Genomic DNA, 24,703 nt, shown 5'->3' with positions numbered 1-24,703 from the left:
GTTGAATAATAATGGTTAAAACAACTAGTAACGATATGTAAGCTTTTTCGCCGTTTTTTCCATCAGCGAAACTTTCCGTTTACCGGTACCGCACCTTGAAGAGGAGAATGATGAAGAGCAGCAGGAAAGAGACGCTGTTGGCCGTTATCATCGGCAGGTCGTTTTTCGCCAGGCCATAGCACAGCCAGAGGATAATGCCCACGTTCATGCTGACTGCCCAGAGCAGGCTGATATCGCGGGTCTGCCTGGTAGCCATGATTTTCAGCGCCTGGGGCAGGAGCGCGAGCGTGGTGATGATGCCTGCCGCGAATCCCAGCATCTCGCCTGATTGCATATCCATCGGTTCTCCTTTTCTCGATTGTGAGTTGCGCAGGTCAATATACGAAAAGGTTGTTCTGCGGGAGCCTGGTGCGGAAAACAGGGCGGGGTGAAAAGATCTCGCAAGAATGTCGGGATTTCACGGAGAAGACCGGGGTGGGGAGAATAAACGACAGAAGGCGGGGTCACTCCCCGCCTTTTGCTGAAAAAAAGACAGGAAGCGCTTATTTGCTGACGCTGACCATGTACTCGACGGCGAGTTTGACCTCGGCGTTGGTGAGTTTCGTGTTGCCGCCCTTGGCAGGCATCATGCCTTTCTTTCCCTGGTAGCCGGCGATGGATTTGTTTACCAGCACGTTCACGCCCTGTGCGATGCGAGGAGCCCAAGCCGGCTTGTTGCCGGTTTTCGGCGCGCCCATGATGCCGTCCTTGTGGCATGCCGAGCAGTTGGCGTCATAAACGGCTTTGCCGGTAGCGGCGTTGGCATCGGTCATGCTGAAAGCGATCATAAACAGTGCGCAGAAAGCAGCAGATACGAAACGAGACATAGAGTTCTCCCTTGCAAGAATTAATGATTGTTGATGATTGGTTGTGTGCCGGTTGTGCAAAAAATCTCAAGCCGAATATTTTAGCATTTAAAATCCGGCCTTCCAAATGCCTCCGGAATTTTTATGTGCATGTAGTTATACAGTAGCCGCAAGGAAAACGGAGCATCGTCGCGAGACGTGCTCCGTTTTTATCCGCCTGAATCCGGGACAGTGCCTTAACCGGCTTATTTTGCCAGGCTGGCCAGATAGGCTACGGCGCTCGCGACCTCTTCGTCGGTCAGATCAGCGTTTCCGCCTTTTGCCGGCATCATGCCGCCTTTACCGGTGAATCCCTCGATGGATTTTTTTGTCATGACATCGACACCCTGTGCGATACGCGGAGCCCACGCTGCCTTGTCGCCGGGTTTCGGGGCGCCCATCATGCCTGCGTCGTGGCAGCCGTTGCACCCTTTCGTTTCGTAAACGGTTTTACCTGCGGCAAGTTTCGGGTCGGCAGGCGTTTCCGCTGCGGCAGGAGCAGCAGCAGGAGCGGCGGTTTCGGCCGGTGCCGCGGCCTCTTCCTTGGATTCGGGAAATTCAAGCTTGGCCGGTGGTTTTTCGAGACCGCATGCGCCAAGAAAAAGCATGCCTACAGCGAAAACAGGCAGAAAGCGTTTCATAGTGTGTTCTCCGTTGGAAAGGGTTGTGATGTTGTGAAGGGTATAAAAATGTAACGGCTATAATTTTATGAATAATTTACCGTATGGCAAAATGGTTTTTTATTCAGGGTTGCCCCCGGCAAGCTGCCTCTGGAGGTCCTGCCGTGAGAGCCCGTAGAGATGGGTGTAGAAGAGGTTGAAAAAAAGTACCGCTGTTTTGGCGCTTGGCGCATTGAGACCTCTTCGGATGGAACCGGTTGCACTGAACACCTCACGGGTAAGTTTCGAGTAGCTTTCCACAAAGGCGTCGAGCGGAATGTTTTTAGGCAGGTAGAGCATCTCCTGGCCGAAGGTATAGCGAAAGGCGGTGATGTCGGACGGGTCGAAGAGCAGGCGTCCCTCCTCTCTGAGCCGGTCGAAAACCCTCGTGCCGGGAATGGGCCTGAGAATGTTGATGCCGGGAACGTCGAGCTTCGTTTCGCCGATGAAGTCCAGAATAGCCGCCGGAGTATCGAGGGTATCGCCGTCGAGTCCGTAGATGAAGCTGCCGTAGAGGCTGATTCCCGCACCCCGGATGTTTTTTATTGCCGCCACCAGTTCCGTCGATTTGTTCTGGGTTTTGCGGTGGGCATCCCGGCTTTCCGGTTCTATGCTTTCGATGCCGACCAGCAGGGCCCGGCAGCCGGATCGAGCAAAGGTTTCCAGGAGCCGGGGCTGCTGGCCCAGTGTGGTGGTCGCCTGGCCGAACCAGCTGATGCGATAGGGAATCAGGCGCCGGAAAAGCTCCTCGGCATAGGTCGGGTCGGCATTGATGGAGTCGTCGACAAAAAAGAAAATGCGCCGGTCATGGCGGAGAAACCGGGCAACCTCATCGACAATATCGTCGATCGTTCTTCTGCGCAGCGACCGGCCGTTGAGCACATGGACGTTGCAGAAGTCGCAGTTGTAGGGGCAGCCCCGTCCGGTCTGTATGAGGTTGGTCGTGAAGTAGCGGTTTTTCTGCAGCGCATTTTTGCTCACCGGGCGAGGTTCTTCAAGATCAGGAAAACGGTCGGAGCTGTATTCGGATTTCAGATTGCCGCTTTTCAGGTCTTCGAGCACCGTTTTCCAGAGGTCGTCTGCCTCTCCGTGCACGAGGATATCGCCGTGAACGCGGCAGGAATCGGCGAACAGGGTGACATGCGCTCCTCCGAGAGCTACGGTGATTTTTTTCTCCCTGAGCCTGTCTGCAAGCTCGAAGGCTTTTCTGGCCATGCCGGTCTGTACGCTTATGCCCACCAGATCCCAGTGCTCCGCTTCCGGAAAATCCTCGAATCGCATATCGCACAGCCGCTGTTCGACCCCAGGTACCCCGATCGAGCTGAGAATCATGAGCGAAAGCGGAGGAATGGCGAACTGGCTTCGCTTGATGAGTTTTCTCACCGAGCTGTCGAACCAGTACAGAATCGGGCTTTTTTCCGGTTCTGCGTAGAGCGAGCGGGCGCCGTCGACACCGCTTTCGGAGGGGATAAAGACCAGCAGCACTTTTTTCGGAACGGTCATGGCTTCTTACCAGTCCTTCAGGTTTTTGCCGGATGAGTTTCCCCTGGCGTGGCTCTGCGGGATTTTCCGCATCAGGCTGTTTTCCTGGAGCCGGGCGTTTTCAAGAACCCGCTCAGCCGTTTTCATGAGCCCGCCCGAGGCAGGATCGCCGTTCTCCCTGCGGTTATCCTGCTGTCTTGAAGATGATGATTCCGGCTTGTCGAGCATGCGGAGCACTATTTCGTAATTGATTCTCGCATCGGTGTCGGCGGGGTCGGAACGCAGCACGGAGGTGTAGCGGAGGAGGGCCTGCCGGAGCAGTTCCCTTTTGTGCATTCCCTCTCCGGTGGCGATGCCTTCGAGGGCAAAGGAGGTGCCTTCGTTGTAGAGAGAGGGGTTGCGGAGCCCTTTTTCCCCGGGGTTCAATACGATGCTTCGGTAGATCCGCCGGGCCTGGGTGTGCTTGCCCTGCCGGGCAAGGCTGCCGGCAAGGTTGAAGCGGGCCGGCGCCGATCCCGTCTTTTCCTGAGCGATATCCGGCAGGGTGCGGTAGAGCTGTTCCGCCCGGAAATACTCTCCGCGCATATAGTGCTCGTTGGCTTTATGCATCGTGCGATACTCCCGGAACTCCCCCGACAGGGAAAACGCCGTGGCAAGCAAGAGAAAAAGGGCGTGCAGGGTAATCATTGGCAGGATCTCTTTTCTGCAAGATAGAGCGGCAAGGGCAAAGTCGGAAAAAGAAAGCGGCTTTCGGGTCGTCCGTGCGGCTGAAAAGAAAAAGCCGCCCGGTTCGAAAGAAAGGGGCGGCTTTTCCGGCGTGTTCCTTCAGGAGTGAGCCGTCAGCTGCCGAGGAAGGCTTTCTGAACCGCGCTGACTCCCGCACCGATTTCAAATTTGAAATTGATCTCTTTCAGGGCCCGTTCCAGACCGCCGATAACGGTCAGCATGTCCAGCTCATCATAGAAGCCGAGGTGGGAGACGCGGAATATCTTGCCCTTGTACTCGTCCTGACCTGCGGCGACGGTGATGCCGTTCTTGTTTTTCAGCGCCTTGTTGAACGCCGACCAGTCCACGCCCTCGGGGAGCCAGACCGGGGTGACGGCAAAAGAGGGGGAGTTGCTGAAGAGCTTCATGCCGAGCGCGCTGCAACCCTGCCGACAGGCTGCCGCGAGGCTTTCATGACGTTTCCAGATGTTCTCGATCCCTTCCGCACGGATCATCTGCAGGGCCTCGTCCAGCCCGATTACCAGAGATACCGCCGGAGTGAACGGGGTGTCTTCGGCGCTGTGCGCTTTCAGGGCCTTTTTCAGGCTCAGGTAGAACTGCTGGGTGTGGGTATGCGCGTTGATGATATCCTGGGCCCTTTCCGAAATCGCAACCAGGGCAAGTCCCGGAGGCATCATGAGTCCTTTCTGCGAACCGGTGATGCAGATGTCGGCGCCCCAGTCGTCGAAATGGAACTCATGGGCGCCGATAGCGGTGATGCCGTCAACGAGAATGAGTGCATCCGACTTTTCCCGGATAACCGAGCAGAGCGACCGGATGTCGGCTGCCGTGCCGGTGGATGTTTCGGAATGGGTAAGGCAGACGCCTTTTGCGTCGGGATGCTCCCTGAGCAGTTCAGCCATGCGTTCCGGCTGGATGGCGCTGCCCCACTGTACTTTTTCCTCGATGCAGTTGCCGGTGAAAATCCGCACCAGCTGGCCCCAGCGCTCACCGAACTTTCCTGCGTTGACGGTAATGACCTTTTCCCCCTGCCTGAAGATGCTGGAAACTGCGGCTTCCATGCCGCCGGTACCCGAACAGCTGAGCACCACGACGGGCTGGGTCGTTCTGAAGAGATACCTGAGGTCCTCGTGTACCCGGGTAAGGATTTCCATGAACTCCGGGTTCCTGTGATGGATAATCGGGGCGGCCATGCGAAGCATGACGTTTTCGGGTACAGGGGTTGGTCCCGGGGTGAATAGTCTTTTTTTCATCTCTTCAGAAAAAGGTTTGTGTGGTTAAAGAGATTGCGTTTTTTCAGTTTTTCGCCCTGTCCATCATATCGATGAACTGATCGAACAGGTAGTGGGAATCGTGCGGCCCCGGCGCGGCTTCGGGATGGTACTGGACCGAGAAACAGGGCAGCGAACGGTGCCGGACTCCTTCCACCGTATGGTCGTACAGGTTGAGATGGGTCATTTCGAGGTCTTCGGGCAGCGAATCCATCTTTACGGCGAACCCGTGATTCTGTGAGGTGATCTCGATTTTGCTGTTCCCGAGGTTCTTTACCGGATGGTTGCTGCCGTGATGGCCGAACTTCAGCTTGTAGGTTTCCGCGCCCAGAGCCAGAGAGAGCAGCTGGTGGCCGAGGCAGATGCCGAATACCGGCAGCGGACGGGTCGTACGGTTGTAGTCGGCAAGCGCCCGGATGGTTTCGATGGCGTACCCGACGGCAGCCGGATCGCCGGGGCCGTTGGAAAGAAAGACCCCGTCGGGTTTGAGTCCGATGACCTCTTCGAACGGCGTTGCCGCATTCAGTACGGTCACCCTGCAGCCGCAGTTCTGCAGTATCCGCAGAATGTTGCTTTTGATGCCGTAGTCGAATGCCGCGACATGGTAGCGGGCCTCCGGTTTGTCGAGCACATAGCTTTTACTCGCGGTCACGGTTTTAACCAGATCCTGTCCGGTCATTTCCTCTATGGCAAGCGCCTTTGCTTTCAGGCTTTCCGGATTCAGGTCCACGGCGGAGATAACGCCCCGCATGGCGCCTTTTTCACGGATTTCACGCACAAGCTTGCGGGTATCGATACCCGCAAGTCCCATCACTCCGGCCTGCCTGAGGTAGTTGTCGAGGCTGTCCGAGGCTTCGAAATTGCTGTAGATATGCGATACTTCGCGCACAATGAATGCCGATGCCCATACTTTCGACGATTCGTTGTCATCGGGGGTCACGCCGTAATTGCCGATCAGCGGATAGGTCATCACCACCATCTGGCCGGCATAGGACGGGTCGGTAAGAATTTCCTGATAGCCGGTATGCGAGGTGTTGAAGACCACCTCGCCGGTTGCCTCCCCGATACAGCCGAAAGCCGTTCCCCTGTAGACAGACCCGTTCTCTAAAACCAATAGTGCTGGTGTCTCTTGCATTATCGTTCGTTATTCCTTCGTGGTGATAAGTTTGTCTCCCGATTCCTGTTTCTCGACGTTGGCGATGGCCGTGCGGTCGAACTTGATTTTCAGGTTGTCGCCGACCTGCAGAAGAACGGTTTTCTTTTCCGTATCGATGCCGGCAACCGTGCCGTGAATGCCGCCGATGGTGACCGCCTTGTCGCCTCTTTTCAGACTGTCGAGAACCTTTTCCCGGTCTTTCTGTTTTTTCTGCTGGGGGCGGATCATGAAGAAATAGAAGACCACGAAAATCAGTACCAGAGGGACAAGCTGAATGAATGGATTCGGGTTCTGGCCTCCTGCGGGAGGAGCGAAAAGCAGCAGTGATAAAATGAAGTCGTGCATGATGAACAGGTAGAGTATGTGAAAAATGGCCGTACGAATTCTAATGTACGGTATTAACCTGACTATTTCAATGACGCCTTGCGGGTGCGGTCCCCAAAACTCGAGAACGGGGCTACATCGTACCGGTTTTTTCCGATGAGGCCTTTTTCGTGCATGAGTCCGGCCAGCGAAGCGATCATGGCGGCATTGTCGGTCGAGTAGACCGTTCCCGGCAGATAGAGCTGGATGCCGCTGCGCATACAGGCCTCTTGCATGGCCTTTCTCAGGGCCGAGTTGGCGCTCACTCCTCCGGCTACGGAGACGGCCCCCACCCGGTAGTGCCGGGCCGCGGCCATGGTTTTTTCCACCAGAACGCTGACGATGGCGTGCTGAACCGAAGCGGCGATATCCTGCAGGTGGGTCCGGATGTACTCCTCCGGATGTTTCTGCAGGTAAGTGAGCACCGAGGTTTTCAGTCCTGAAAAACTGAAATCGAAGTTTCCCTTGTAACTCCGGCTTCTCTGCGAGCTCGATGTCAAAGCTCTGGGGAATTCGTGAAAGTGCCGGTCGCCGCCGGCAGCCAGCCGGTCGATAACCGGTCCTGCAGGATAGGCGAGGCCAAGCATCTTGCCGGTTTTGTCGAAAGCCTCTCCGGCCGCGTCGTCGAGTGTTTTTCCGATCACGGCGTAGGAGAGATCTTCCTGCACGACAGAGAGGAGCGTATGGCCTCCCGAGACGGTCAGAGAGATGAATGCTCCTTCGGGTGAACGGTGTCCGGGAGACTCGGGAATGAAGGCCGAAAACATGTGGGCCTCGATGTGGTTAACCGGAACGAAGGGTATTCCGAGGGCGAAGGCCATTCCCTCGGCGAAACAGAGCCCGACCATCACGGCGCCGATAAGGCCCGGGCCTGCGGTGGCGGCTATGCAATCGAGATCATTTTTCGTTATATTGGCTTCAGTTACTGCACTGTCAACTATGGAAACAATCATCCTTTCGTGTTCTCTCGAAGCGAGTTCCGGTACAACGCCACCGAAACCGGTATGGCAGCGCTGCGAGCTGACGATGTTCGAAGCCACCCTCCTGCCGAGCAGTACGGCCGCGGAGGTTTCGTCACAGCTGGTTTCTATTCCTAAAATATTCATGGCTTAATTTTCTCTGGACGTATGGCAAAAGCTAACAAACCGGTAAACAATAGCAAACCGAGGCTCAAGGTGAGCTTTCTGGGCGTGCTCATGATCCTTCTCGGGGCGGATCTCGTTCTGCTTCTGGCTCCCGAAGTCGGCATCCTGAACAGCGGGTTCTATATTCCCGACATCTACACCTGGCCGGCTCTGATAGCCGGAATTGCGCTGCTTGTTACCGGTTTCAGGCATCTCTACAAAAAACCGTGACAGAAAAAGCCGGCGGGGATCGTCCAGCCGGTTTTACAGCAACCTCTTAACGGACGGAAGATATGCAGCATGCAGCAGGGCTCGAGGAACTGGGCCGGGAGATCAGGGATGCGTCGAGGTTCCTGGATCTCGCGGAGGAGCAGATTTCATCCCGGATCATCGGCCAGAAAGAGGTTGTCCACCGGGTTTTCATCGCGCTGCTCGCCGGAGGTCACATTCTGCTCGAAGGAGTGCCGGGACTGGCCAAAACCCTTATCGTCCGAACCTTTGCCGCGGCCATGAACCTGCAGTTCCAGCGCATCCAGTTCACCCCCGACATGCTTCCGGCGGATCTTGTGGGCACCATGGTCTACAACCCGAAAGATATGGAGTTTTACGCCCGTCAGGGTCCGCTTTTCGCCAACGTCATTCTGGCCGACGAAATCAACCGCTCGCCGGCCAAGGTGCAGTCCGCCCTGCTGGAAGCCATGCAGGAAAAACAGGTCACCATCGGCAGCAGCACCTTTCCGCTCCCCGAGCCCTTCATGGTGCTGGCCACGCAGAACCCCATCGAGCACGAAGGCACCTATCTCCTGCCTGAAGCCCAGATCGACCGGTTCATGATGAAGGTTATCGTCGGCTATCCCTCGTACGACGAAGAGCTCGGAATCATGCAGCTTGCGGCGGCGTCTGGAACCATCCCGGAGGTAAGGCCGGTTGTCGACGCGGGCGATATTGCCGCCGCGCGCCGGCTTGTAGACCGCATCTATGTCGATCCGCGGGTCCAGCGCTACATTGTGGACCTCGTGGTCGCCACCCGCAACCCTGCCGCCCACGGCCTTGCGTCGCTTGCCTCCATGATCGAATACGGCGCATCTCCGAGAGCCTCCATCTTTCTCCTGCTGGCTGCCAAGGCGCACGCATTCCTGCAGCACCGGGCCTATATCACGCCGGAGGATGTCAAGGCCATTGCCTACGAAACGCTTCGCCACCGCATCATTCCCGGCTACGAAGCCGAGGCCGACAACATAAGGACGGATGATTTCATTCGCGAAATTCTCCAGCATATAGAGGTGCCGTGAGTTTGACCCTGTCAGGCACCCCTGAAAAGCTCATTCCGGAAACCACGACATGAATCGCAGCGAGGAACAGAGCCCGAAGGCGTTCACGGACACAATCCGGCGGATTGAAATCCGTTCGCGGCGTCTGGCCGCAGAACTGTTCAGCGGCGAATACCACTCGTCGTTCAAGGGGAGGGGCATCGAATTCCAGAGCGTCAGGGAGTACCAGTACGGCGACGACGTACGGACCATCGACTGGAACACCTCCGCCCGAAAGAACGAACTCTATATCAAGATATTCACCGAAGAGCGGGAACGGACCATGCTGCTGCTCGTCGACGGTTCGGCCTCCATGCTTTTCGGCAGCAGGGAGCGAAGCAAGAGGGACCTTGCAGCGGAGGTCAGTGCAGTGCTGGCCTTCAGCGCCATCCAGAACAACGACAAGGTGGGACTGGTCGTGTTTACCGACAGGGTCGAAACCTTCATTCCGCCGAGGAAAGGACGGCAGCAGGTGCTGGTGATTCTCGATGAGCTTTTCAGGATGAAGCCCGCAAGCCGCAAAACCGACATCGACGCGGCACTCTCGTTCGTCGGCCATATGCGCAAGCGCCAGGCCATCGTGTTTCTCCTGACCGATCTGTTCGACAGCAATTACGAGCGGGGCATGAAGCTCCTGAACGCCCGCCATGATTTCGTGCTCATGCACATCAGCGATCCGCTCGACTGCATGCTTCCGGCAGCCGGGCTGCTCGATCTTGAAGATCCCGAAACCGGAGAGCGCATAAGTGTCGATGCCGGGAGCCGCAAATCGCTCGAACGCTACCGTGCAGCGCAGCAGCGTCAGGCGGACGCTCTCCGCGAAAAGCTCCTGCGCATGAAAATCGACACCGTCCGGCTCGACACCGGTCGCTCGTTCATCGGGGAACTCAACACTTTTTTCCGGTCCCGTGAACGGCGGTACTGATCATCCGGGGAGCCCGATGCGGGCGGCCACCCTGCTGCTCGCCCTGCTGCTTGCGGCGCTGCCCTTTCCGCTTCTGGCGGGCCAGACCGGAACGGCATCGACGGTTTTGGGGGTTTCGGTGGAACCCGACAGTCTCTATGCCGGTGAGCGGGTGATCTGTGCGGTAAGGGTCCGGCACCCCGAAGGCACGCTTGTCTCCATCGAACTGCCGGACTCCACGGCGCTCGAGCCCTTTTATCCTGTCGGACAGAAGCACTCCTCATCGATGCTCTCCCGCGGCCTTGCCGAAGAGCGCTTCGAGCTGGAACTGGCCGTTTTCGGCTCCGGCAGCCAGCGTCTGCCGGCTTTCGCCCTCCTGTTCCGGGATACGAGGGGGCGTATGCTCGAGAGGCAGGAATACCGTCCTGCCTCGTCGGTTTTTGTCAGAACGCTCACGCCTCCCGGCATGCTCGAGCTGAGGCCGCTCAAGCCGCCGGTGGATCCCGATTTTCCTTTTCCGCTTCTGACGGCGCTGCTCCTTGCCGTGTTCGGCATGGCGGGAGTCGTGCTGCTTGCCCTTTTTATCATCAAGCGCAAGGTCCGGCTTTTTGCCGAAACCGTCGATCCTGCCCAGGAGGCTCGCCGCAAGCTCGGCAAACTCCATAACCGTCTTTCCTCCGGTCTGCCCCCTGCGGAGTGCTATGCCGAGCTGAGCGCCGTCATGCGGGAGTATCTCGAACGGCACTACCATATCCGGGCGCTCGAGGCCGTCACGCAGGAGATCGAGCGCGATCTGCGCAAACTCGGGGTCTCGTCCTTCGACGCCATCATGAATCTCCTGCGTCAGGCCGATCTCGTGAAGTTCGCCGACAGCCGTCCTTCCGCCGAAGAGACCCGGAACTCGACCCGGCAGGCCGAAGAGATCGTCAGCTCGGGGCGGAGCGGTTCGCATTGAATCAGGAAGCGGAGGACCGGTCTTCCGCAATGGTTGTGATTTTTACAGTATGGAGGAAAGAGGGTGTTAACGCGGTAACGAGTTGCCTATGCAGGAATGGCTGACGCATATTTCCGGGATCGAGATCCTGGAGCCGCTCTGGCTGCTGCTGCTTCCGGTGTTCGCCCTTGCGGTTTGGTGGACGGGCCGGCAGGAGAAGAAAGGCCGTACTGCAGCGGTGATGTTTCCCGATGTCGACCGGCTGCGGAAGGAGGGTTTCGAGGCTCCGCCGGTTTTGCGCCGGCTTCCCGGATGGCTGCGCTGGGCCGCCCTGGTGCTTGGCGTGGCGGCCATGACGCGGCCCCAGCTTGTGGTGGAGGAGACGGTTGCAGAAGCGAGGGGCATCGATGTGGTGCTTGTGCTCGATATTTCCGGTTCGATGGAGCAGCAGGACGCCGGCGGACGGAGCCGTCTCGATGCGCTCAGGGAGGTTGCCCGCGAGTTCATCGGCCGGCATCCGAATGACCGCATCGGGGTGGTGGTCTTCAAGGGCGATGCCTACACGCTCTGTCCGCTCACGCTCGACCACCGGGTGACCGGCATGCTGCTCGACGGCGTTTCGCCCGATGTCGTCCGCAATGACGGAACGGCAATCGGGACGGCCGTGCTTGTTGCCGTAAACCGGCTCAGGGTTTCGCAATCCGCCCGGAAAGTCATGATACTTTTCAGCGACGGCTCTTCGAATGCCGGCCAGATCGATCCACTGACGGCAGCCTCCTTCGCGGCCGCTCACGGCATCCGGATCTATACGGTCGGTGCAGGTTCGGGCGGCTCGACCGCCTCCGCCCTCGACGAAGATGAGCTTCGGAACGTTGCCCGGACGGGTGGCGGTCGTTACTTCCGGGCGGGAAGCAGGGCATCGCTTGCCGAGACCTTCGAGTCCATCGACCGTCTTGAAAAAAGCCCGATTTCGAGTCCGGTCGCCAGAAACCGGTCAGGGCTGTTCGTGCAGCTTCTCGTGCCGGCCATTGTGCTGCTGCTTCTTGAAATGCTTTTATCGAATACCAGACTGCTCCGGATTCCCTGATTCCGGAGCGGCAATCCGGTTTCGTAACAAATAACAGCTGTATCCATGTGCTTTGCCTGGCCTGACAATCTTGTCTACCTGCTGCTGCTGATTCCGCTGGCCGTGCTCTTCGGTTACGGCTTTATGCGGCAGCTGCAGTCGAGGGAGCTGTTCGCCGGCAGGGGCATGATCCGCGGTCCCGGCCGCCGCAGGCTGCTCTTCGGCAGGATGCTGCATTTTTCAGCCATCGCCCTTCTCCTTTTCGCCCTTGCCGGTCCGCAGCTCTGCCGCGGACAGCGGGTGATCTTCCGAAAGGGCGCCGATCTGGTCTTCATGCTCGATGTGTCCACCAGCATGCTGGCTGCGGATGTTCCTCCCGACCGTCTCGAGCGGGCAAAGGACGCGGCGCTCCGCATCAGCAACCAGGTGCGGGACGGCCGCCGCGCCCTCCTGCTCTTTGCTGCGGCCCCTCTGGTGCAGTGCCCGCTTACGCACGACCGCGATGCGTTCGAGGCGCTCATCGCCATGGCCTCTCCGGTTCTCGTGGAGGAGCAGGGCACCTCGTTCGCACCGGCTTTCCAGCAGGCTCTCGAACTTTTTGCCGTTCCCTCTTCGACCGGAGGCGAAGGACGGTTTCGCTCCGAACGGATCGTCGTGCTGCTCAGCGACGGCGAGGACCATACGGGTGGAGCCACAGCTGCAGCCGCAAAGCTCGGGCAGGCTGGCGTCACGCTTTTTGTGCTCGGCGTGGGAGGCCGGGGTGATGCTCTCATTGCGGATCCTTTCCATCCGGGCGAGGTGAAGCGCGACCGGGATGGTAATGCGGTGAAGACCCGTTTCAGTCCTCTCGCACTCCGGCAGGTAGCCCGCGCATCGGGAGGCGCCTACTTCGATACGGCTGGCGGGGATGCCGTCTACGACGACGTCGCCGGGCGCATCAACCGCATCGTCGCCGGTTCGAGGCTGGTTTCGGTGCCGGCTGACGGATTCCCGCTTTACCGCTATGTACTCGGCGCCGGATTGCTGCTCCTGCTTTTCGAAAGGCTTCTTGCCGCATGGAGAAGTACCGGAATGCCCTGAACCATTTTTATGCCGCCACTCCCGCGTCAGGTTCCTGTGCGGTCTGGTTTCTTGACGAAAGATTATTTACATTGTCAGGGTTACTCTACACTTTCAGGTACGTTAATACTTATTTTCAATTGCCATGGAGCAGCAGAATACCGGTCAGAAAATCCTTGATCCGATCGAACGGGCCAAACTCGGAGTCAAGGTGTTCACGATGCCGTTTGCCGACGCCGAAAAAGTGATCGACGACTATGTGAGCGGCAAGAATTACGACACCGCAAGCGTAGCGTTTTTCAAGGACCAGGTAGCCACCCAGCGCCATATCCAGGAGAAAAGCGCCGAACTGCTCGCAACCGGCGGAGAGATCATGCGGCTTGTGACCAATGCCTTCATGAAGAACCTTCCGAAACCGCCGGCAGGCGGAGGCCCGGTGTCCTGATACCGGCTTTTCCTTCGGGATGCGTTTCAGATGCTTTGAAGCCGCGGCAGTTCGATCTTCCGCGGCTTTTTCTATTTACCCCGAAAAATCTGCCGAGGTTAACTTTTTTCTCTTTCAGATGGTTATAAAAGAAAGCGTTACGATATCCTATCACGACTGAACCGTCCGGAAGCGTTCTTTCCCGATGTTTCCGGAGTCCGAAAAAAAAAACAGAACGAACGATGCAATTCGATCCAAACAAATTCACCGTCAAAGCCCAGGAGGCCCTGCAGGCCTCGGCTACGCTTGCCGGAAGCAGGCAGCATCAGCAGATCGAGCCCGAGCACCTGCTTTACACCATGCTCGGCGACAGAACGAGCATCGCCGCGCAGATCGCCCGCAAGCTCGAAGCCCCTGTCGATAACCTGCTGGCCGCAGTGGAGCGTGAAATCGAGCGTCTCCCGAAAGTGACAGGGGCCTCGGCATCCGGCCAGTATGTCTCGCAGAATCTCGGCAAGGTTTTCGACGTGGCCCTCAAGGAGGCCGAAAGCCTCAAGGACGACTATATCAGTTCCGAACACCTTTTCATCGCCATGAGTGAAGCCGGGGTGAAGGTGTCGCAGATCCTTCAGGACGCCGGCATCAGCCGCAATCCCGTTCTCAAGGTGCTCGCAACCATCAGGGGCTCCCAGCGGGTGACCAGCCAGACGGCCGAGGAGACCTACAATTCACTGAAAAAGTATTCGCGCAACCTCAACGACGAGGCGCGCAGGGGAAAGCTCGATCCGGTAATCGGGCGCGACGACGAAATCCGCCGGGTGCTGCAGATCCTCAGCCGGCGCACCAAGAACAACCCCGTGCTGATCGGCGATCCCGGTGTGGGCAAGACCGCTCTTGTCGAGGGTATCGCCCAGCGTATCGTGGCAGGCGATGTCCCCGAAAACCTCAAGAGCAAGCAGATCGCTGCGCTCGATATAGCTCTTCTGGTCGCGGGCGCGAAGTTTCGCGGCGAGTTCGAGGAGCGGCTGAAAGCCGTAGTCAAGGAGGTGCAGTCCGCCGAAGGCGAGGTGATCCTCTTCATCGACGAGATTCACCTGCTGGTCGGAGCGGGTTCGGCCGAAGGCTCCATGGATGCGGCGAACATTCTCAAACCTGCCCTGGCCCGCGGCGAACTGCGCTGTATCGGGGCAACGACGCTCGACGAGTACCGCAAGCACATCGAAAAGGACGCCGCTCTTGAGCGCCGGTTCCAGACCGTGCTGGTCGATCAGCCGAGCGTCGAGGATACGGTTTCCATTCTGCGCGGTCTGAAGGAGAAGTACGAAATCCACCACGGCGTGCGCATCAAGGACGCCGCTCTCGTCGCGGCCGCCGAGCTGTCGAACCGCTACATAGCCGACCGCTTTCTGCCCGACAAGGCCATCGATCTCATCGACGAGGCCTCATCGCGCCTTCGGCTCGAAATCGACAGCAGCCCCGAGGAACTCGACCGGCTGAACCGCGAGATACGCCGCCTGGAGATCGAGCGCGAAGCCCTCAAGCGCGAACTCGAAGCAGGCGGAACAGCGTAAGACGCAGGCAGGAAAATCGCAAGCGGTGGGAGGTGAGCCGCCGGAAGAAGATGCTTCCGCAGCCAGCCGGCGAGTCGAAAAACTACTCCCGGCTTACTGCCGGCGACACACGACTCGCCCTCTGCGTTCTTTTACCGCCCACCGCCTGCTGCCTGCCGCGCACTTCTTGCGCCATTCTCTTTTCTTCCCGAAAATTCATACATTAAGGGTTGCATGACATTGTATGTTTTCTACGGTTTGATTTTATTAACCAACAAAAAACGGAGCGGAACGATGAAAATGATGAGGATTGTTGTGTTGGCCTTCATGCTGGCAGGAATGGTTGTACAGAGCGCTTTCGCAGGCTGGGACCCCCGCGATGAGGACGACGCCCGCAACGCGGTCGAGTTTTTCAGGAAAAACGCTCCGGGCCTTGACCGGTTTTTTGAGCACGCTTACGGCTATGCCGTATTTCCGGATGTCTACAAGGGGGGGCTCATCATGCTCGGCGGCGCTCACGGCAGCGGGTATGTTTACGAGCTGAACACCCTTATCGGGCGCTCCTCCATTACGCAGGTGAACGTAGGGCCGCAGCTCGGCGGACAGTCGTTTGCCGAAATCGTGTTTTTCAAGAGCAAGGAGGACCTCGACAATTTCAAGCAGGGGAACTTCGAACTGAACGCGCAGGCCACGGCCGTGCTGGTAAACTCCGGAATGGCCACCAATATCGATTATTCGAACGGTGTTGCGGTTTTCGTGATTCCGAAGGCCGGGGTTATGGCCGAAGCTACCGTCGGAGGCCAGAAGTTCAGCTACAGGCCGCTCTGAAAGATGTTCAGGGCTGCAGCGGCAGGGTGTTGTTTACAATAACGATGGAATGTATTCAATGAAGTACGAATTAGTTGTGGGCCTTGAAGTCCACTGTCAGCTCAATACCAACAGCAAGGCCTTCTGCGGCTGTTCGACCCGGTTCGGCAATCCGGCCAACACCAACGTGTGCCCGGTATGCCTGGCTCTTCCGGGAGCCCTTCCGGTGCTGAACCGCCGCGTGGTGGAGGATGCCGTCAAGCTCGGTCTGGCAACCGGCTGCTCGATCGCCCCCTCCTCCGTTCTTGCCCGCAAGAACTATTTTTATCCCGATCTTCCGAAAGGGTACCAGATCTCGCAGTTCGAGGAGCCGATCTGCACGGAGGGCATGCTGCAAATCGACGGCGGCGAAGGCCTCCGCGACATCCGGCTGATCAGGATCCATATCGAGGAGGATGCCGGAAAATCGATCCACGACATCGGTGAGGAGACCTATATCGACGTGAACCGCTGCGGCGTGCCGCTTCTCGAGATTGTCAGCTATCCCGATATCAGGACCTCGAAGGAGGCTTCGGCCTATCTGCAGAAGCTGCGTCAGATCGTGAAGTATCTCGGCATTTCCGACGGCAACATGGAGGAGGGGAGCCTCCGCTGCGACGCCAACGTTTCGGTCCGTCTGTTCGGCGACGGGGAGTACGGCACCCGCACCGAGATCAAGAACATGAACTCCTTCAAGAATGTCGAGAAGGCCATCGAGTACGAAATGCAGCGCCATATCGACGTCATCGAGGGGGGCGGAAAAATTGTACAGGAGACAAGGCTCTGGGATGCCGACAAGGGCGAGACCCGCTCCATGCGCGGCAAGGAGTTCGCTCACGACTACCGTTATTTTCCCGATCCCGATCTGGTGCCGGTGCTTGTCGACAGCGAGATGCTCGAACGCATCAGGCTGGAGCTTCCCGAGTTTCCCGAGGACCGGGAGCGGCGTTTCGCTGAAGAGTACGGCATTCCGGCCTACGATGCCGCAGTTCTGACGGTCGAACGTGAAGTTGCCGATTATTTCGAAGAGACCGTGGCGGTTTCGGGCGATGCCAAGGCGGCATCGAACTGGGTCATGGGCGAGGTGATGCGCACCCTCAAGGAGAAATATCTCGACATCGCGGAGTTCGCGATTTCTCCGGCTCGGCTCGGCGGGCTTATCCGGCTGATCGGCAACGGAACCGTCAGCAACACCATCGCCAAGCAGGTGTTCGAACTCATGCAGACGGGTGAGGCTTCCGCGGAAGAGATTGTCGAAAAGGAAGGACTTGCGCAGGTATCCGACACCGGAGCGATCGAGCGGACGGTTGACGAGATACTGGCCGCAAACCCGAAGCAGCTTGCCGATTACCGCGAGGGAAAAACCAAACTGTTCGGTTTCTTCGTGGGCCAGTGCATGGCGCGCATGAAGGGTAAGGGGAATCCGCAGATGCTCAACGAGGTGCTGAAAAGCCGTCTCGACGGCTGAGGGGATATCAGGAGTCGAAGAGATCCTTTGTGCGGGCAGTTTCAGGCCAGGTTTTTGCGAGTTCGGGGTTGATGACCTCGATCTTCCTCCGGGCCTCCTGCAGCCGCTCCTTGCACTTGCCGGCAATGGCGAGTCCCTCTTCGTAGAGGGCGATCGAGCTTTCGATGCCGGTATCGGGGTTTTCGATTTTCCGGGTTATCTCTTCGAGCCTGCTCATGAGCTCCTCGATCGAAAGATCGTTCTGTTTCTGCTCTGCGGCAGCGGTTTTTGCCATCGATGCAATGGTTGGGTTACGGGTTCAGGGGACATCTGTTGATTGCCGGTGAAACGGAAAAAATAAACAGATGCACCCTTTGCTAACGATAGATACATAATGAGGGTGATTATTCAAAAAGGCAGGTGCATGAGTGAAATTTGTCGATAGTGCCATTATCTCTGTCAAGGCAGGGGATGGCGGGAAAGGATGTGTAAGTTTTCGCAGGGAAAAGTTTGTTCCGAAGGGAGGTCCCGACGGAGGAGACGGCGGCAGGGGGGGGCATGTCTGGTTGAGAACCAACAGCCACCTGACCACGCTGCTCGATTTCAAATACAAGAGACAGTACGCAGCCGGACGCGGGGTGCACGGCCAGGGAGCCCGGAAGACCGGAAAGGACGGGGTCGATATCGTTATCGATGTGCCATGCGGCACCCTGGTGCGCAACGCGGCGACCGGGGAGACCATCGCCGACCTGACGGTTGACGACGAGAAGGTGCTTGTCGCATCCGGAGGCAGGGGCGGTCGCGGCAACCAGCATTTCGCCACGCCTACCCGCCAGGCGCCGAGGTTTGCCGAACCTCCGGGAAAGGGCGAGGAGATCGAACTGGAGCTCGAGCTGAAGCTGATGGCCGACGTGGGGCTTGTCGGGTTTCCCAATGCGGGCAAATCGACCCTGATATCGGTATTGAGCGCGGCAAGACCGAAAATTGCCGATTACCCGTTCACGACGCTGGTGCCGAATCTCGGCATCGTTCGTTACGAGGAGTACAAGTCGTTTGTCATGGCCGATATTCCGGGCATTATCGAAGGGGCCGCCGAGGGGCGGGGCCTCGGCCTGCAGTTCCTTCGCCATATCGAACGCACCAAGGTGCTGGCCGTGCTTCTGACGGCGGACTCCGGGGATATCGAGGCCGAATACGCAACACTTCTGGGCGAGATGGAGAAATTCGCCGCATCTCTGCTCCTGAAGCCGAGAATCGCCATCGTAACGAAAATCGATATCGCTCCCGATGACCTGGTTATACCGGAACTTGAAGACGGCACCAGGGTGCTGACTATTTCGAGCGTGACCGGCACGGGGCTCAAGGAACTGAAAGACGAGCTGTGGGTGAGGGTTTCATCCCACGCTTCCGATAAAAAGTATCTCGACAGGAGAGCGGAGGAGTGATGGCAGAGGAGTCCGGGGCAGTGGTCAGGTACGCGCGTCTCTCCGACGCAGGAGCCATTTCGGCCATTACCGCAGAGTACGCCCGCGAGGGGGTCATGCTCGAACGTTCGGCCGAAAGCGTGATCGAGAACATCCGCAACTTTTTTGTTGCGGAACATCAGGGGAAGATCATCGGCTGCTGCGCGATTGCCTTTTACACCTCGAAGCTTGCCGAAATCCGTTCCGTCGCGGTGCTTGCGCAGCATAAAAGAAAGGGCATCGGTCGTCTGCTGGTCGAAAAGGCAGAGGAGATTCTCCGGGAGGAGGGGGTGAAGGAGGTTTTCGTACTGACGCTCAGTCCCGATTTTTTCGGCAGTATCGGCTTTTCTGAAATTAAAAAAGAGTATTTTCCCCAGAAAATATGGAGGGATTGCACTCATTGCCCTAAACTCATGGCGTGCGACGAGATCGCCATGGTAAAAAACCTCTGACGAGCACTCAGAGCAGTACATTAATCCATTCAACAGCCCAGAATCCGTGATTGTTCAGGAAGTCATCGTAAAAAACAACGCAGGCCTGCACACCCGGCCGGCTGCAGCGGTTGTCAAGCTTGCCTCGCGTTTCAAGTCCGATTTTTTCATCGAAATGCAGGGCGTTGAGATCAATGCGAAATCGATTATCGGGGTGATGAGCCTGGCTGCTCCCAAAGGAACGAAGCTCACCCTGAAGCTTGAAGGCGAGGATGCCGACGAGGCTGCCCGTCAGCTTGTCGAGTTTTTTGAACAGGGGTTCGGCGAGCAGTAGGACCCGTAAGGTTTTCTCTATCCCGTTTCCATTTTGCGTATAGCGTTCATCTCTCCTTTTTTTCCCCTCAAGGGGGGGATATCCCGCTTCAGCGGCCTCCTTGCGGATGAGCTGCAGGCGAAAGGACATGCTGTCCAGCGTTCCGGTTTCAAAAAGCTTTTTCCATCCTTTCTCGTTCGCGGCCACTCGCCCGAAGCTCCCGAACACACCGCCGAAACAACTGTCAAGAGCGCCCAAGGTGCCCATGGCACCGCGAGTGTTCAAGGTGCCTCCGGCACCGCGAGTATCAAGAGCGCCTCCGGCACCGCGAGTGAAAAAGACGCGGTCAGCGTCGCGAGTGTTCAAAGTGCCCCTGGCACCGCGAGTGAAAAAGACGCGGTCAGCGTCGCGAGGATACATTCTCTCGTGCTGTACAACCCCTTTTCATGGCTATCCCTGCTGCACAGCCTGAAGCGCGGTCGTCCCGACGTGCTGCTCTTCGCTTACTGGACCGGCCTGCTCGCCCCGCTGCTTTTCACCGTCCGCAGGCTCTCCGGCATCAGAACCGTCGTGCTGCTGCACAACCTTTCCACCCACGAACCCTTCGTGCTCGAACCGTTTTTGCGGAAGCTGCTCCTTGCCTCGGCTGACGGTTTCATCACGCTTTCCCGGGAGGTGGCCGATGCGCTTGCGGCTGCGGGTAACACCAAGCCGGTCGCTTCGCTCTACCATCCCCCCTATCCCCCGGGCCCTCCCCTTTCCGGCAGCGCCCGGTCTGAAAAAAGCCGGGCCCGCCGCAGTCTCGGTTATGAGGGCGACGTGCCGGTGCTGCTTTTTTTCGGTTATGTGCGGCGCTACAAGGGGCTCGACCTCCTGCTTCGCGCGATGCCGGAAGTGCTTGCCGCTTTTCCCGATGCCAGGCTGCTGGTCGCCGGGCAGTTCTATGAACCCGAATCCGGCTACAGGGAGCTGATCGGGCGACTCGGCATAGCCGGAAGCGTTGACCTCCGTCCCGGCTACGCGAGCGACCGGGATACTGCCCGCTACTTCGCCGCAGCCGACGCCGCGGTGCTTCCGTACCGCCAGGCCTCGCAGTCCGGCGTGGTGCAGCTTGCCTACGGCTACGGCCTCCCGGTCATCGTCACCCCTGCAGGCGGGCTTGCCGCCGAGGTGGAACAGGGCCGGACGGGGTGGATTGCCGGGGCGATCACTCCGGAAGCCATCGCCGCCGCCGTGACCGGGTTTCTCCGCGACGAGGACCGCCCGGCAATGGAACAGGGGGTCAGGGAGTACGCAGGCGGGCACACGTGGGAGCGGTTTGCCGGCGAGGCGGCGAGCTTCATCCGCTCCGTGGCACACCGATGAACGCGCAGCCCCTGACCACGGTCATCGTCCTGAACTGGAACGGAAAGGACGACCTGCTCCGGTGCATCGGGTCGCTCGATCCCCTGCTTTCGGAACAATTCTCGGTGCTCGTGGTCGATAACGGATCGACGGACGGTTCGACGGATGCGCTCCGGCAGCGCTTTCCCGGCGTGGAGGTGCTTGCGCTCGAAGGCAACCTCGGCTATGCGGGGGGCAACAACGCCGGGTTCCGCCATGCCATGCAGAAGAAACCCGAGTACGTGGTGTTCCTCAACAACGATACCGTCGTCGCGCCGGACGCCGTTGCCGGGCTGACAGCGGTACTGCGGGACGACTCCGAAGCAGGCATTGCCGTGCCTGAAATATTGTATATGGATGACCCCGACCGGATATGGTACGCCGGCGGCGAGGTGCGGCTCGGTCTCGGACTGGTGCGTCATGTGGGGATCAGGGAGCTTTACGGCCCGGCATACGCCCGCCGGGGGGAGACCGGGTACGCCACGGGGTGCTGTTTCGCCATGCGGTCTGCGGATTTTCTTGCGCTCGGCGGTTTCGACGAGCGGTTCGGCATGTACTGCGAGGATGTGGACCTCTCGCTGCGCGTGCGGCGATCGGGGATGCGTATCGTCTACGAACCGGCGGCGCGGGTGTGGCACAGGGTGTCGGCCTCCTACGGCAGCGCTCTGCACCCCCGCAAACTGCAGGCAAAGAGCCGGGCCATGTTTCGTCTGATGGCTAAACACCGGGCATGGAGCGGAGTGCTGCTCTATCCCTTTGTCCTGGCGGCACAGGCGGCGCAGGCGCTTCCGCGCCTTTTCGGCAGTGGAGGCCGCTCATGAACCGGCGCGGCGTCGGGATGACCTCCTCGGCAACCCGCGATCTGGTCTGGTTTTCGGAGGTGCAGTGGGACTTCCTCTCCACCCGCAAGCAGCGGCTGCTGCAGCGGTTCTCGCCGCGCTGGCGCATCCTCTTCGTCGAACCTTACGCCCTCGGACGAAGCGCGCACTGGCTTCCCGTGACGCGGGGCAACGTCACCGTGGTCACCGTGCCCTTCCTGAAAACCGTGCCGTACCGCATCGGGCGGCTGCTCGACGTCGCGCTCCTGCGTAACGCGGTCGCCTCAGCCGGTGAACTCATCCTGCGATTCTGGCTGCGGAGGCTCGGTTTCGCTTCGCGCGAACGCATCGTCGGCCTCAGCAACGTGTACTGGGGGAGGGTTGCGGCACGGATGCCGTGCGCCCTTCGCTTCTACGACGCCAACGACGACCACCTCGCCTTTCCCGGTTCGCCTTCGTGGCTGCCGGGCTACCAGTCCCGATATCTCGAACGGTGCGGCCTCCTCTTTTCGGTCAGTCCGGAGCTGACGGCAAGGCTTCCGCTCCCGTCAACCGTCCGCTGCATAGAGCTTGGCAACGGCGTCGAGTACGACCACTTCGCCACGCCTCTTCCGGATGCGCCGCCGGAGCTTGCCGCGTTCGCTGCCGAAGGCGGCCCGCTGCTCGGCTATGCCGGCGCGATGGACTGGGTCGATACGGAGCTGCTCCGGGAGACGGCCGCAGCCTGTCCGCACTGCCGGATCGCGCTGCTCGGCCCCGCCTACGACCGCACCTGGCGGGAGCGGAACCGGGCGCTTCTTGAACTGCCGAACGTGCACTGGTTCGGCAAGGTTGACTACCCTGAACTGCCCGCATGGGTGCAGCGCTTTGACCTCGCGCTCATGCCGCTGCTTTGCGATCCCCTCAAACGGGCTTCGCACCCCAACAAGCTCTACGAATATGCCGCGGCTGGCGTGCCGGTGCTGGCCATCGACTACTGCAGCGCGCTCGGCGCGGCCCGCGGGGTGATCCATATCGCAGGCAGTGCGGGCGAGTTCGTGGCCATGGTGCCCGAAGCGCTCCGCGACACACGCAGGGCGGAACGGCAGGCGTTCGCCAGTGAGCACAGCTGGGACGCGCTTGCCCTGCGGATGGAAGAGGAACTGCTTCGCGCTTCGGAAAGGGAGGCCGGATGAACAGGAACAGATCCTCGAGCCGGAACGCGCTCATCGCAGGGCAGGCAGGCATCTCCTACGGCGGATTCATTTTTGGCCAGGCCGTGCGCTTCGGTTTCAACATGGCGGTGGCCCGCATGCTCGGAGAGGAGTCGCTCGGCGTCTACGCCCTGGCGCTCGCCGTCATGCAGATCGTCGAGACCTTCGGCGTGGCGGGTTACGACGCCGCCGCGGTGCGTTACGTGAACATCTACCAGGCGGAAGGTCGCAAGGCATCGGACGCAGCGGGGCTCGCCATCCGCAGCGCGCTCCTCATGAGCCTCGTCCCGGCATTGCTCGTCATGCTCTTCTCCGCGCCACTCGCCCGGCTGCTGGGTGGTGGCGCTTCGCTTGACGTTGGAGGCAGCGCTCCGCTCGGGGGGGACGGCGGCGGCACGCTGCTGCACTTTGCGCTGCTTTCCTACGCCGTGGCCGTGCCCTTCAATGTGGCCGCCACGGTTGCAGGTCATGCGCTGCAGGGGCATCGCGATCTCGTGCCGAAAATCGTGGCCACGCAGATCATCGCACCCGTCGCAATGCTCGCCCTCACGCTGCTGCTCGCCTTTGCCGACGCTCCCGGCCCGGCGCTGCTCGTGCCCTATACGGCGGCCTCCGTGCTCTCCTGCCTCTGGATCTGGCGGCAGCTTCGCCTGAAAACCGGTACCGGCATAAGGGAGGTGCTCGGCGCGCCGGCCGACCGCCGGATGAAGGCCTTCGCCTTTCCGCTGCTCGGGGTCTCGCTTGTGAGCATGATCGCCTACTGGCTCGACGTCCTCCTGCTCGGCATGCTCGGCGGTCCGGTACTCTCCGGCCTCTACCAGCCCGCCGCTCGCACCGCGGGACTGCTCAGGGCCGTGCTTCCGGCATTTTCCGGCATCGCCGCCCCGCTCGTCGCCGCCCTGCAGGCCGGGGACGAGAGCGCCGAAACCGGACGGCTCTACCGCCTCGTCACCCGATGGATGGTGCTTCTCGTCACCCCGGCAACGGTTTTTCTGATGGTGCTTCCCGAACCGGTGCTGCTGCTTTTCGGGCCCCGCTTTTCGGCCTCCGCTCCGGCGCTCGTGCTGCTTGCCGCCGCCGCGTTCGCCCAGGCGTTCGGCGGTATCGCCGGCACCGTGCTCTCCATGGCGGGCCACGGGCGCGTCACCTTTCTGAACGCGCTCGTCGGGTTTGCCGTGCAGGTGGCGCTCTCCGTGCTGCTCATTCCGCTCTACGGCACCGCCGGTGCGGCCGCGGCTTCGCTCGGCGCCATGCTGCTGCTCTCCGCGCTCAGGCTTCTGCAGGTCTCAAGGGTGCTCGGCGTCAGCTCCTTCTCCGGCGCGCTCTGGAAACCCGCGGCGGCAGGGGTCGGCACCGCAGTTCTGCTCTGGCTTTGCAGGCCGTGGCTGCTCGGGTTAGGTCCGGCGGCTTCGGCGCTCACCGGCGTCGTAATCGCTTCTGCCGGTTATCTCGCCCTTACGCTGCTGTTCAGGTTGGAAGCAGAGGATAGGGAGCTTATTTTAGGGAAGCACTAAAAAGCTATTGCGCAAACAAATTGCTGCGTTGGTCGGTGCTCGAAATCCTCATGTACTCCGTGTACACTCCGGTTTCTCCGCTCCGTCCGCCTTGCCCTTTGATCGCTCATCACACTTTTTAGTGGTTCCCTGTAGATTGATAGGTACTAACGTCGTTCCAAATCATAATGCCAGAAAAGTCAGCCAAGCAGCCCAAGCAGCTAAAGTCAGTAACGCCGGACAAGCCGGTTACGTCGCCACTGGGCGGGATCCCTGCGAAGAACGGGGTTCTGCCGTACGCCGCAGCCGCTGCGGCGTACCTGCTGCTTGCCCTTGCGCTCTACTACCAGCTCGTCTTCCTGCCGATGACGCTCTCCGCACCCGATTCGCTGGTGCCCCTGGCC

General features: G+C 59.5%; 28 protein-coding genes. 18 read left to right on the top strand and 10 right to left on the bottom strand.

From position 1 onward, the window contains the following. Positions 1-79: 79 nt before the first annotated feature. The 9 genes from WBP50_RS08105 to tsaD form a co-directional block, all read right to left on the bottom strand. Positions 80-340 carry a SemiSWEET transporter gene (locus WBP50_RS08105; RefSeq protein WP_423933215.1) on the bottom strand — a complete coding sequence of 87 codons (261 nt, stop codon included), beginning with the start codon at positions 338-340 and terminating at the stop codon, positions 80-82. Between the two features lie 202 nt (positions 341-542). Beyond that, positions 543-866 carry a c-type cytochrome gene (locus WBP50_RS08100; RefSeq protein WP_423933212.1) on the bottom strand — a complete coding sequence of 108 codons (324 nt, stop codon included), beginning with the start codon at positions 864-866 and terminating at the stop codon, positions 543-545. A gap of 224 nt (positions 867-1,090) precedes the next feature. After that, positions 1,091-1,525, bottom strand: a complete 435-nt coding sequence (locus tag WBP50_RS08095; RefSeq protein WP_423933209.1) for a c-type cytochrome — start codon at positions 1,523-1,525, stop codon at positions 1,091-1,093. 99 nt (positions 1,526-1,624) lie between these two features. Continuing rightward, positions 1,625-3,046 (bottom strand): B12-binding domain-containing radical SAM protein, encoded by a 1,422-nt coding sequence (locus WBP50_RS08090; protein ID WP_423933207.1) that lies wholly within the window; start codon positions 3,044-3,046, stop codon positions 1,625-1,627. Positions 3,047-3,052: 6 nt separating this feature from the next. Then, positions 3,053-3,712, bottom strand: a complete 660-nt coding sequence (locus WBP50_RS08085; RefSeq protein WP_423933204.1) for a hypothetical protein — start codon at positions 3,710-3,712, stop codon at positions 3,053-3,055. Between the two features lie 152 nt (positions 3,713-3,864). After that, complete coding sequence (locus WBP50_RS08080) at positions 3,865-5,004, bottom strand: pyridoxal-phosphate-dependent aminotransferase family protein (RefSeq protein ID WP_423933201.1); 1,140 nt, start codon at positions 5,002-5,004, stop codon at positions 3,865-3,867. Between the two features lie 43 nt (positions 5,005-5,047). Further along, a complete protein-coding gene (gene carA, locus WBP50_RS08075) occupies positions 5,048-6,157 on the bottom strand; it encodes a glutamine-hydrolyzing carbamoyl-phosphate synthase small subunit (RefSeq protein WP_423933199.1) in 1,110 nt (369 codons plus the stop codon). Between the two features lie 9 nt (positions 6,158-6,166). After that, entirely contained in the window at positions 6,167-6,523 is a 357-nt protein-coding gene (yajC, locus tag WBP50_RS08070) for a preprotein translocase subunit YajC (protein WP_423933196.1), read from the bottom strand. 62 nt (positions 6,524-6,585) lie between these two features. Next, complete coding sequence (tsaD, locus tag WBP50_RS08065) at positions 6,586-7,647, bottom strand: tRNA (adenosine(37)-N6)-threonylcarbamoyltransferase complex transferase subunit TsaD (protein WP_423933193.1); 1,062 nt, start codon at positions 7,645-7,647, stop codon at positions 6,586-6,588. Positions 7,648-7,716: 69 nt separating this feature from the next. Here tsaD and WBP50_RS08060 point away from each other — a divergent pair, with 69 nt between their 5' ends. From WBP50_RS08060 to gatB, 10 genes are all read left to right on the top strand, one after another. Further along, complete coding sequence (locus tag WBP50_RS08060) at positions 7,717-7,896, top strand: hypothetical protein (RefSeq protein ID WP_423933190.1); 180 nt, start codon at positions 7,717-7,719, stop codon at positions 7,894-7,896. Positions 7,897-7,958: 62 nt separating this feature from the next. Beyond that, positions 7,959-8,957 (top strand): AAA family ATPase, encoded by a 999-nt coding sequence (locus tag WBP50_RS08055; protein ID WP_423933188.1) that lies wholly within the window; start codon positions 7,959-7,961, stop codon positions 8,955-8,957. Positions 8,958-9,006: 49 nt separating this feature from the next. Beyond that, positions 9,007-9,900: a DUF58 domain-containing protein gene (locus tag WBP50_RS08050; RefSeq protein WP_423933186.1), complete on the top strand. Its 894-nt coding sequence runs from the start codon at positions 9,007-9,009 to the stop codon at positions 9,898-9,900. Then, positions 9,884-10,834, top strand: coding sequence for a hypothetical protein (locus tag WBP50_RS08045; RefSeq protein WP_423933183.1), 951 nt, complete (start codon positions 9,884-9,886; stop codon positions 10,832-10,834). Before WBP50_RS08050 ends, WBP50_RS08045 begins: the two co-directional genes overlap by 17 nt. Before the next feature lie 88 nt (positions 10,835-10,922). Beyond that, a complete protein-coding gene (locus WBP50_RS08040; RefSeq protein ID WP_423933180.1) occupies positions 10,923-11,900 on the top strand; it encodes a VWA domain-containing protein in 978 nt (325 codons plus the stop codon). Positions 11,901-11,945: 45 nt separating this feature from the next. After that, positions 11,946-12,959: a VWA domain-containing protein gene (locus WBP50_RS08035; RefSeq protein ID WP_423933177.1), complete on the top strand. Its 1,014-nt coding sequence runs from the start codon at positions 11,946-11,948 to the stop codon at positions 12,957-12,959. 124 nt (positions 12,960-13,083) lie between these two features. Beyond that, positions 13,084-13,383 carry a hypothetical protein gene (locus WBP50_RS08030; protein ID WP_423933174.1) on the top strand — a complete coding sequence of 100 codons (300 nt, stop codon included), beginning with the start codon at positions 13,084-13,086 and terminating at the stop codon, positions 13,381-13,383. Between the two features lie 221 nt (positions 13,384-13,604). After that, positions 13,605-14,933, top strand: a complete 1,329-nt coding sequence (locus WBP50_RS08025) for a Clp protease N-terminal domain-containing protein (RefSeq protein WP_423933172.1) — start codon at positions 13,605-13,607, stop codon at positions 14,931-14,933. A gap of 273 nt (positions 14,934-15,206) precedes the next feature. Next, positions 15,207-15,740 carry a hypothetical protein gene (locus WBP50_RS08020; RefSeq protein ID WP_423933169.1) on the top strand — a complete coding sequence of 178 codons (534 nt, stop codon included), beginning with the start codon at positions 15,207-15,209 and terminating at the stop codon, positions 15,738-15,740. Positions 15,741-15,798: 58 nt separating this feature from the next. Further along, entirely contained in the window at positions 15,799-17,226 is a 1,428-nt protein-coding gene (gene gatB / locus WBP50_RS08015) for an Asp-tRNA(Asn)/Glu-tRNA(Gln) amidotransferase subunit GatB (protein WP_423933166.1), read from the top strand. 7 nt (positions 17,227-17,233) lie between these two features. Here gatB and xseB read toward each other — a convergent pair whose 3' ends face one another. Further along, a complete protein-coding gene (gene xseB, locus WBP50_RS08010) occupies positions 17,234-17,500 on the bottom strand; it encodes an exodeoxyribonuclease VII small subunit (protein ID WP_423933163.1) in 267 nt (88 codons plus the stop codon). Between the two features lie 133 nt (positions 17,501-17,633). Here xseB and obgE point away from each other — a divergent pair, with 133 nt between their 5' ends. From obgE to WBP50_RS07970, 8 genes are all read left to right on the top strand, one after another. Continuing rightward, positions 17,634-18,650, top strand: coding sequence for a GTPase ObgE (gene obgE / locus WBP50_RS08005; protein ID WP_423933161.1), 1,017 nt, complete (start codon positions 17,634-17,636; stop codon positions 18,648-18,650). Further along, entirely contained in the window at positions 18,650-19,120 is a 471-nt protein-coding gene (locus WBP50_RS08000; protein ID WP_423933158.1) for an N-acetyltransferase, read from the top strand. The genes obgE and WBP50_RS08000 overlap by 1 nt, the downstream gene beginning before the upstream one ends. Positions 19,121-19,166: 46 nt before the next feature. Next, complete coding sequence (locus WBP50_RS07995) at positions 19,167-19,433, top strand: HPr family phosphocarrier protein (protein ID WP_423933156.1); 267 nt, start codon at positions 19,167-19,169, stop codon at positions 19,431-19,433. A gap of 33 nt (positions 19,434-19,466) precedes the next feature. Next, on the top strand, positions 19,467-20,777 hold the full coding sequence (locus WBP50_RS07990) for a glycosyltransferase (protein ID WP_423933154.1): 1,311 nt from the start codon (positions 19,467-19,469) through the stop codon (positions 20,775-20,777). Next, positions 20,774-21,616: a glycosyltransferase family 2 protein gene (locus WBP50_RS07985; RefSeq protein WP_423933152.1), complete on the top strand. Its 843-nt coding sequence runs from the start codon at positions 20,774-20,776 to the stop codon at positions 21,614-21,616. Before WBP50_RS07990 ends, WBP50_RS07985 begins: the two co-directional genes overlap by 4 nt. Then, positions 21,613-22,788, top strand: coding sequence for a glycosyltransferase (locus WBP50_RS07980; protein ID WP_423933149.1), 1,176 nt, complete (start codon positions 21,613-21,615; stop codon positions 22,786-22,788). Before WBP50_RS07985 ends, WBP50_RS07980 begins: the two co-directional genes overlap by 4 nt. Continuing rightward, a complete protein-coding gene (locus tag WBP50_RS07975) occupies positions 22,785-24,320 on the top strand; it encodes an oligosaccharide flippase family protein (protein ID WP_423933147.1) in 1,536 nt (511 codons plus the stop codon). The genes WBP50_RS07980 and WBP50_RS07975 overlap by 4 nt, the downstream gene beginning before the upstream one ends. A 167-nt stretch (positions 24,321-24,487) precedes the next feature. Next, positions 24,488-24,703: hypothetical protein (locus WBP50_RS07970; protein ID WP_423933144.1), on the top strand; the 216-nt coding region annotated here is incomplete at its 3' end.

This window comes from Chlorobium sp., assembly GCF_049593655.1.
Lineage (GTDB): Bacteria > Bacteroidota > Chlorobiia > Chlorobiales > Chlorobiaceae > Chlorobium.
Note: the sequence above shows the minus strand (reverse complement) of the source record. Positions and strands in the feature narration are given on the sequence as shown.

What these genes read in the sequence shown, in the direction of transcription:
- WBP50_RS08085 (WP_423933204.1), bottom strand. Translation starts at nt 3,712, where the DNA reads ATGATTACCCTGCACGCCCTTTTTCTCTTGCTTGCCACGGCGTTTTCC.
- WBP50_RS08040 (WP_423933180.1), top strand. Translation starts at nt 10,923, where the DNA reads ATGCAGGAATGGCTGACGCATATTTCCGGGATCGAGATCCTGGAGCCG.
- xseB (WP_423933163.1), bottom strand. Translation starts at nt 17,500, where the DNA reads ATGGCAAAAACCGCTGCCGCAGAGCAGAAACAGAACGATCTTTCGATC.
- tsaD (WP_423933193.1), bottom strand. Translation starts at nt 7,647, where the DNA reads ATGAATATTTTAGGAATAGAAACCAGCTGTGACGAAACCTCCGCGGCC.
- WBP50_RS08095 (WP_423933209.1), bottom strand. Translation starts at nt 1,525, where the DNA reads ATGAAACGCTTTCTGCCTGTTTTCGCTGTAGGCATGCTTTTTCTTGGC.
- WBP50_RS08105 (WP_423933215.1), bottom strand. Translation starts at nt 340, where the DNA reads ATGGATATGCAATCAGGCGAGATGCTGGGATTCGCGGCAGGCATCATC.
- gatB (WP_423933166.1), top strand. Translation starts at nt 15,799, where the DNA reads ATGAAGTACGAATTAGTTGTGGGCCTTGAAGTCCACTGTCAGCTCAAT.
- WBP50_RS08020 (WP_423933169.1), top strand. Translation starts at nt 15,207, where the DNA reads ATGAAAATGATGAGGATTGTTGTGTTGGCCTTCATGCTGGCAGGAATG.
- WBP50_RS08035 (WP_423933177.1), top strand. Translation starts at nt 11,946, where the DNA reads ATGTGCTTTGCCTGGCCTGACAATCTTGTCTACCTGCTGCTGCTGATT.
- WBP50_RS07985 (WP_423933152.1), top strand. Translation starts at nt 20,774, where the DNA reads ATGAACGCGCAGCCCCTGACCACGGTCATCGTCCTGAACTGGAACGGA.
- WBP50_RS08090 (WP_423933207.1), bottom strand. Translation starts at nt 3,046, where the DNA reads ATGACCGTTCCGAAAAAAGTGCTGCTGGTCTTTATCCCCTCCGAAAGC.
- WBP50_RS08055 (WP_423933188.1), top strand. Translation starts at nt 7,959, where the DNA reads ATGCAGCATGCAGCAGGGCTCGAGGAACTGGGCCGGGAGATCAGGGAT.
- WBP50_RS07980 (WP_423933149.1), top strand. Translation starts at nt 21,613, where the DNA reads ATGAACCGGCGCGGCGTCGGGATGACCTCCTCGGCAACCCGCGATCTG.
- WBP50_RS08030 (WP_423933174.1), top strand. Translation starts at nt 13,084, where the DNA reads ATGGAGCAGCAGAATACCGGTCAGAAAATCCTTGATCCGATCGAACGG.
- carA (WP_423933199.1), bottom strand. Translation starts at nt 6,157, where the DNA reads ATGCAAGAGACACCAGCACTATTGGTTTTAGAGAACGGGTCTGTCTAC.
- WBP50_RS08025 (WP_423933172.1), top strand. Translation starts at nt 13,605, where the DNA reads ATGCAATTCGATCCAAACAAATTCACCGTCAAAGCCCAGGAGGCCCTG.
- yajC (WP_423933196.1), bottom strand. Translation starts at nt 6,523, where the DNA reads ATGCACGACTTCATTTTATCACTGCTGCTTTTCGCTCCTCCCGCAGGA.
- WBP50_RS07975 (WP_423933147.1), top strand. Translation starts at nt 22,785, where the DNA reads ATGAACAGGAACAGATCCTCGAGCCGGAACGCGCTCATCGCAGGGCAG.
- WBP50_RS08080 (WP_423933201.1), bottom strand. Translation starts at nt 5,004, where the DNA reads ATGAAAAAAAGACTATTCACCCCGGGACCAACCCCTGTACCCGAAAAC.
- WBP50_RS08000 (WP_423933158.1), top strand. Translation starts at nt 18,650, where the DNA reads ATGGCAGAGGAGTCCGGGGCAGTGGTCAGGTACGCGCGTCTCTCCGAC.
- WBP50_RS08050 (WP_423933186.1), top strand. Translation starts at nt 9,007, where the DNA reads ATGAATCGCAGCGAGGAACAGAGCCCGAAGGCGTTCACGGACACAATC.
- WBP50_RS08100 (WP_423933212.1), bottom strand. Translation starts at nt 866, where the DNA reads ATGTCTCGTTTCGTATCTGCTGCTTTCTGCGCACTGTTTATGATCGCT.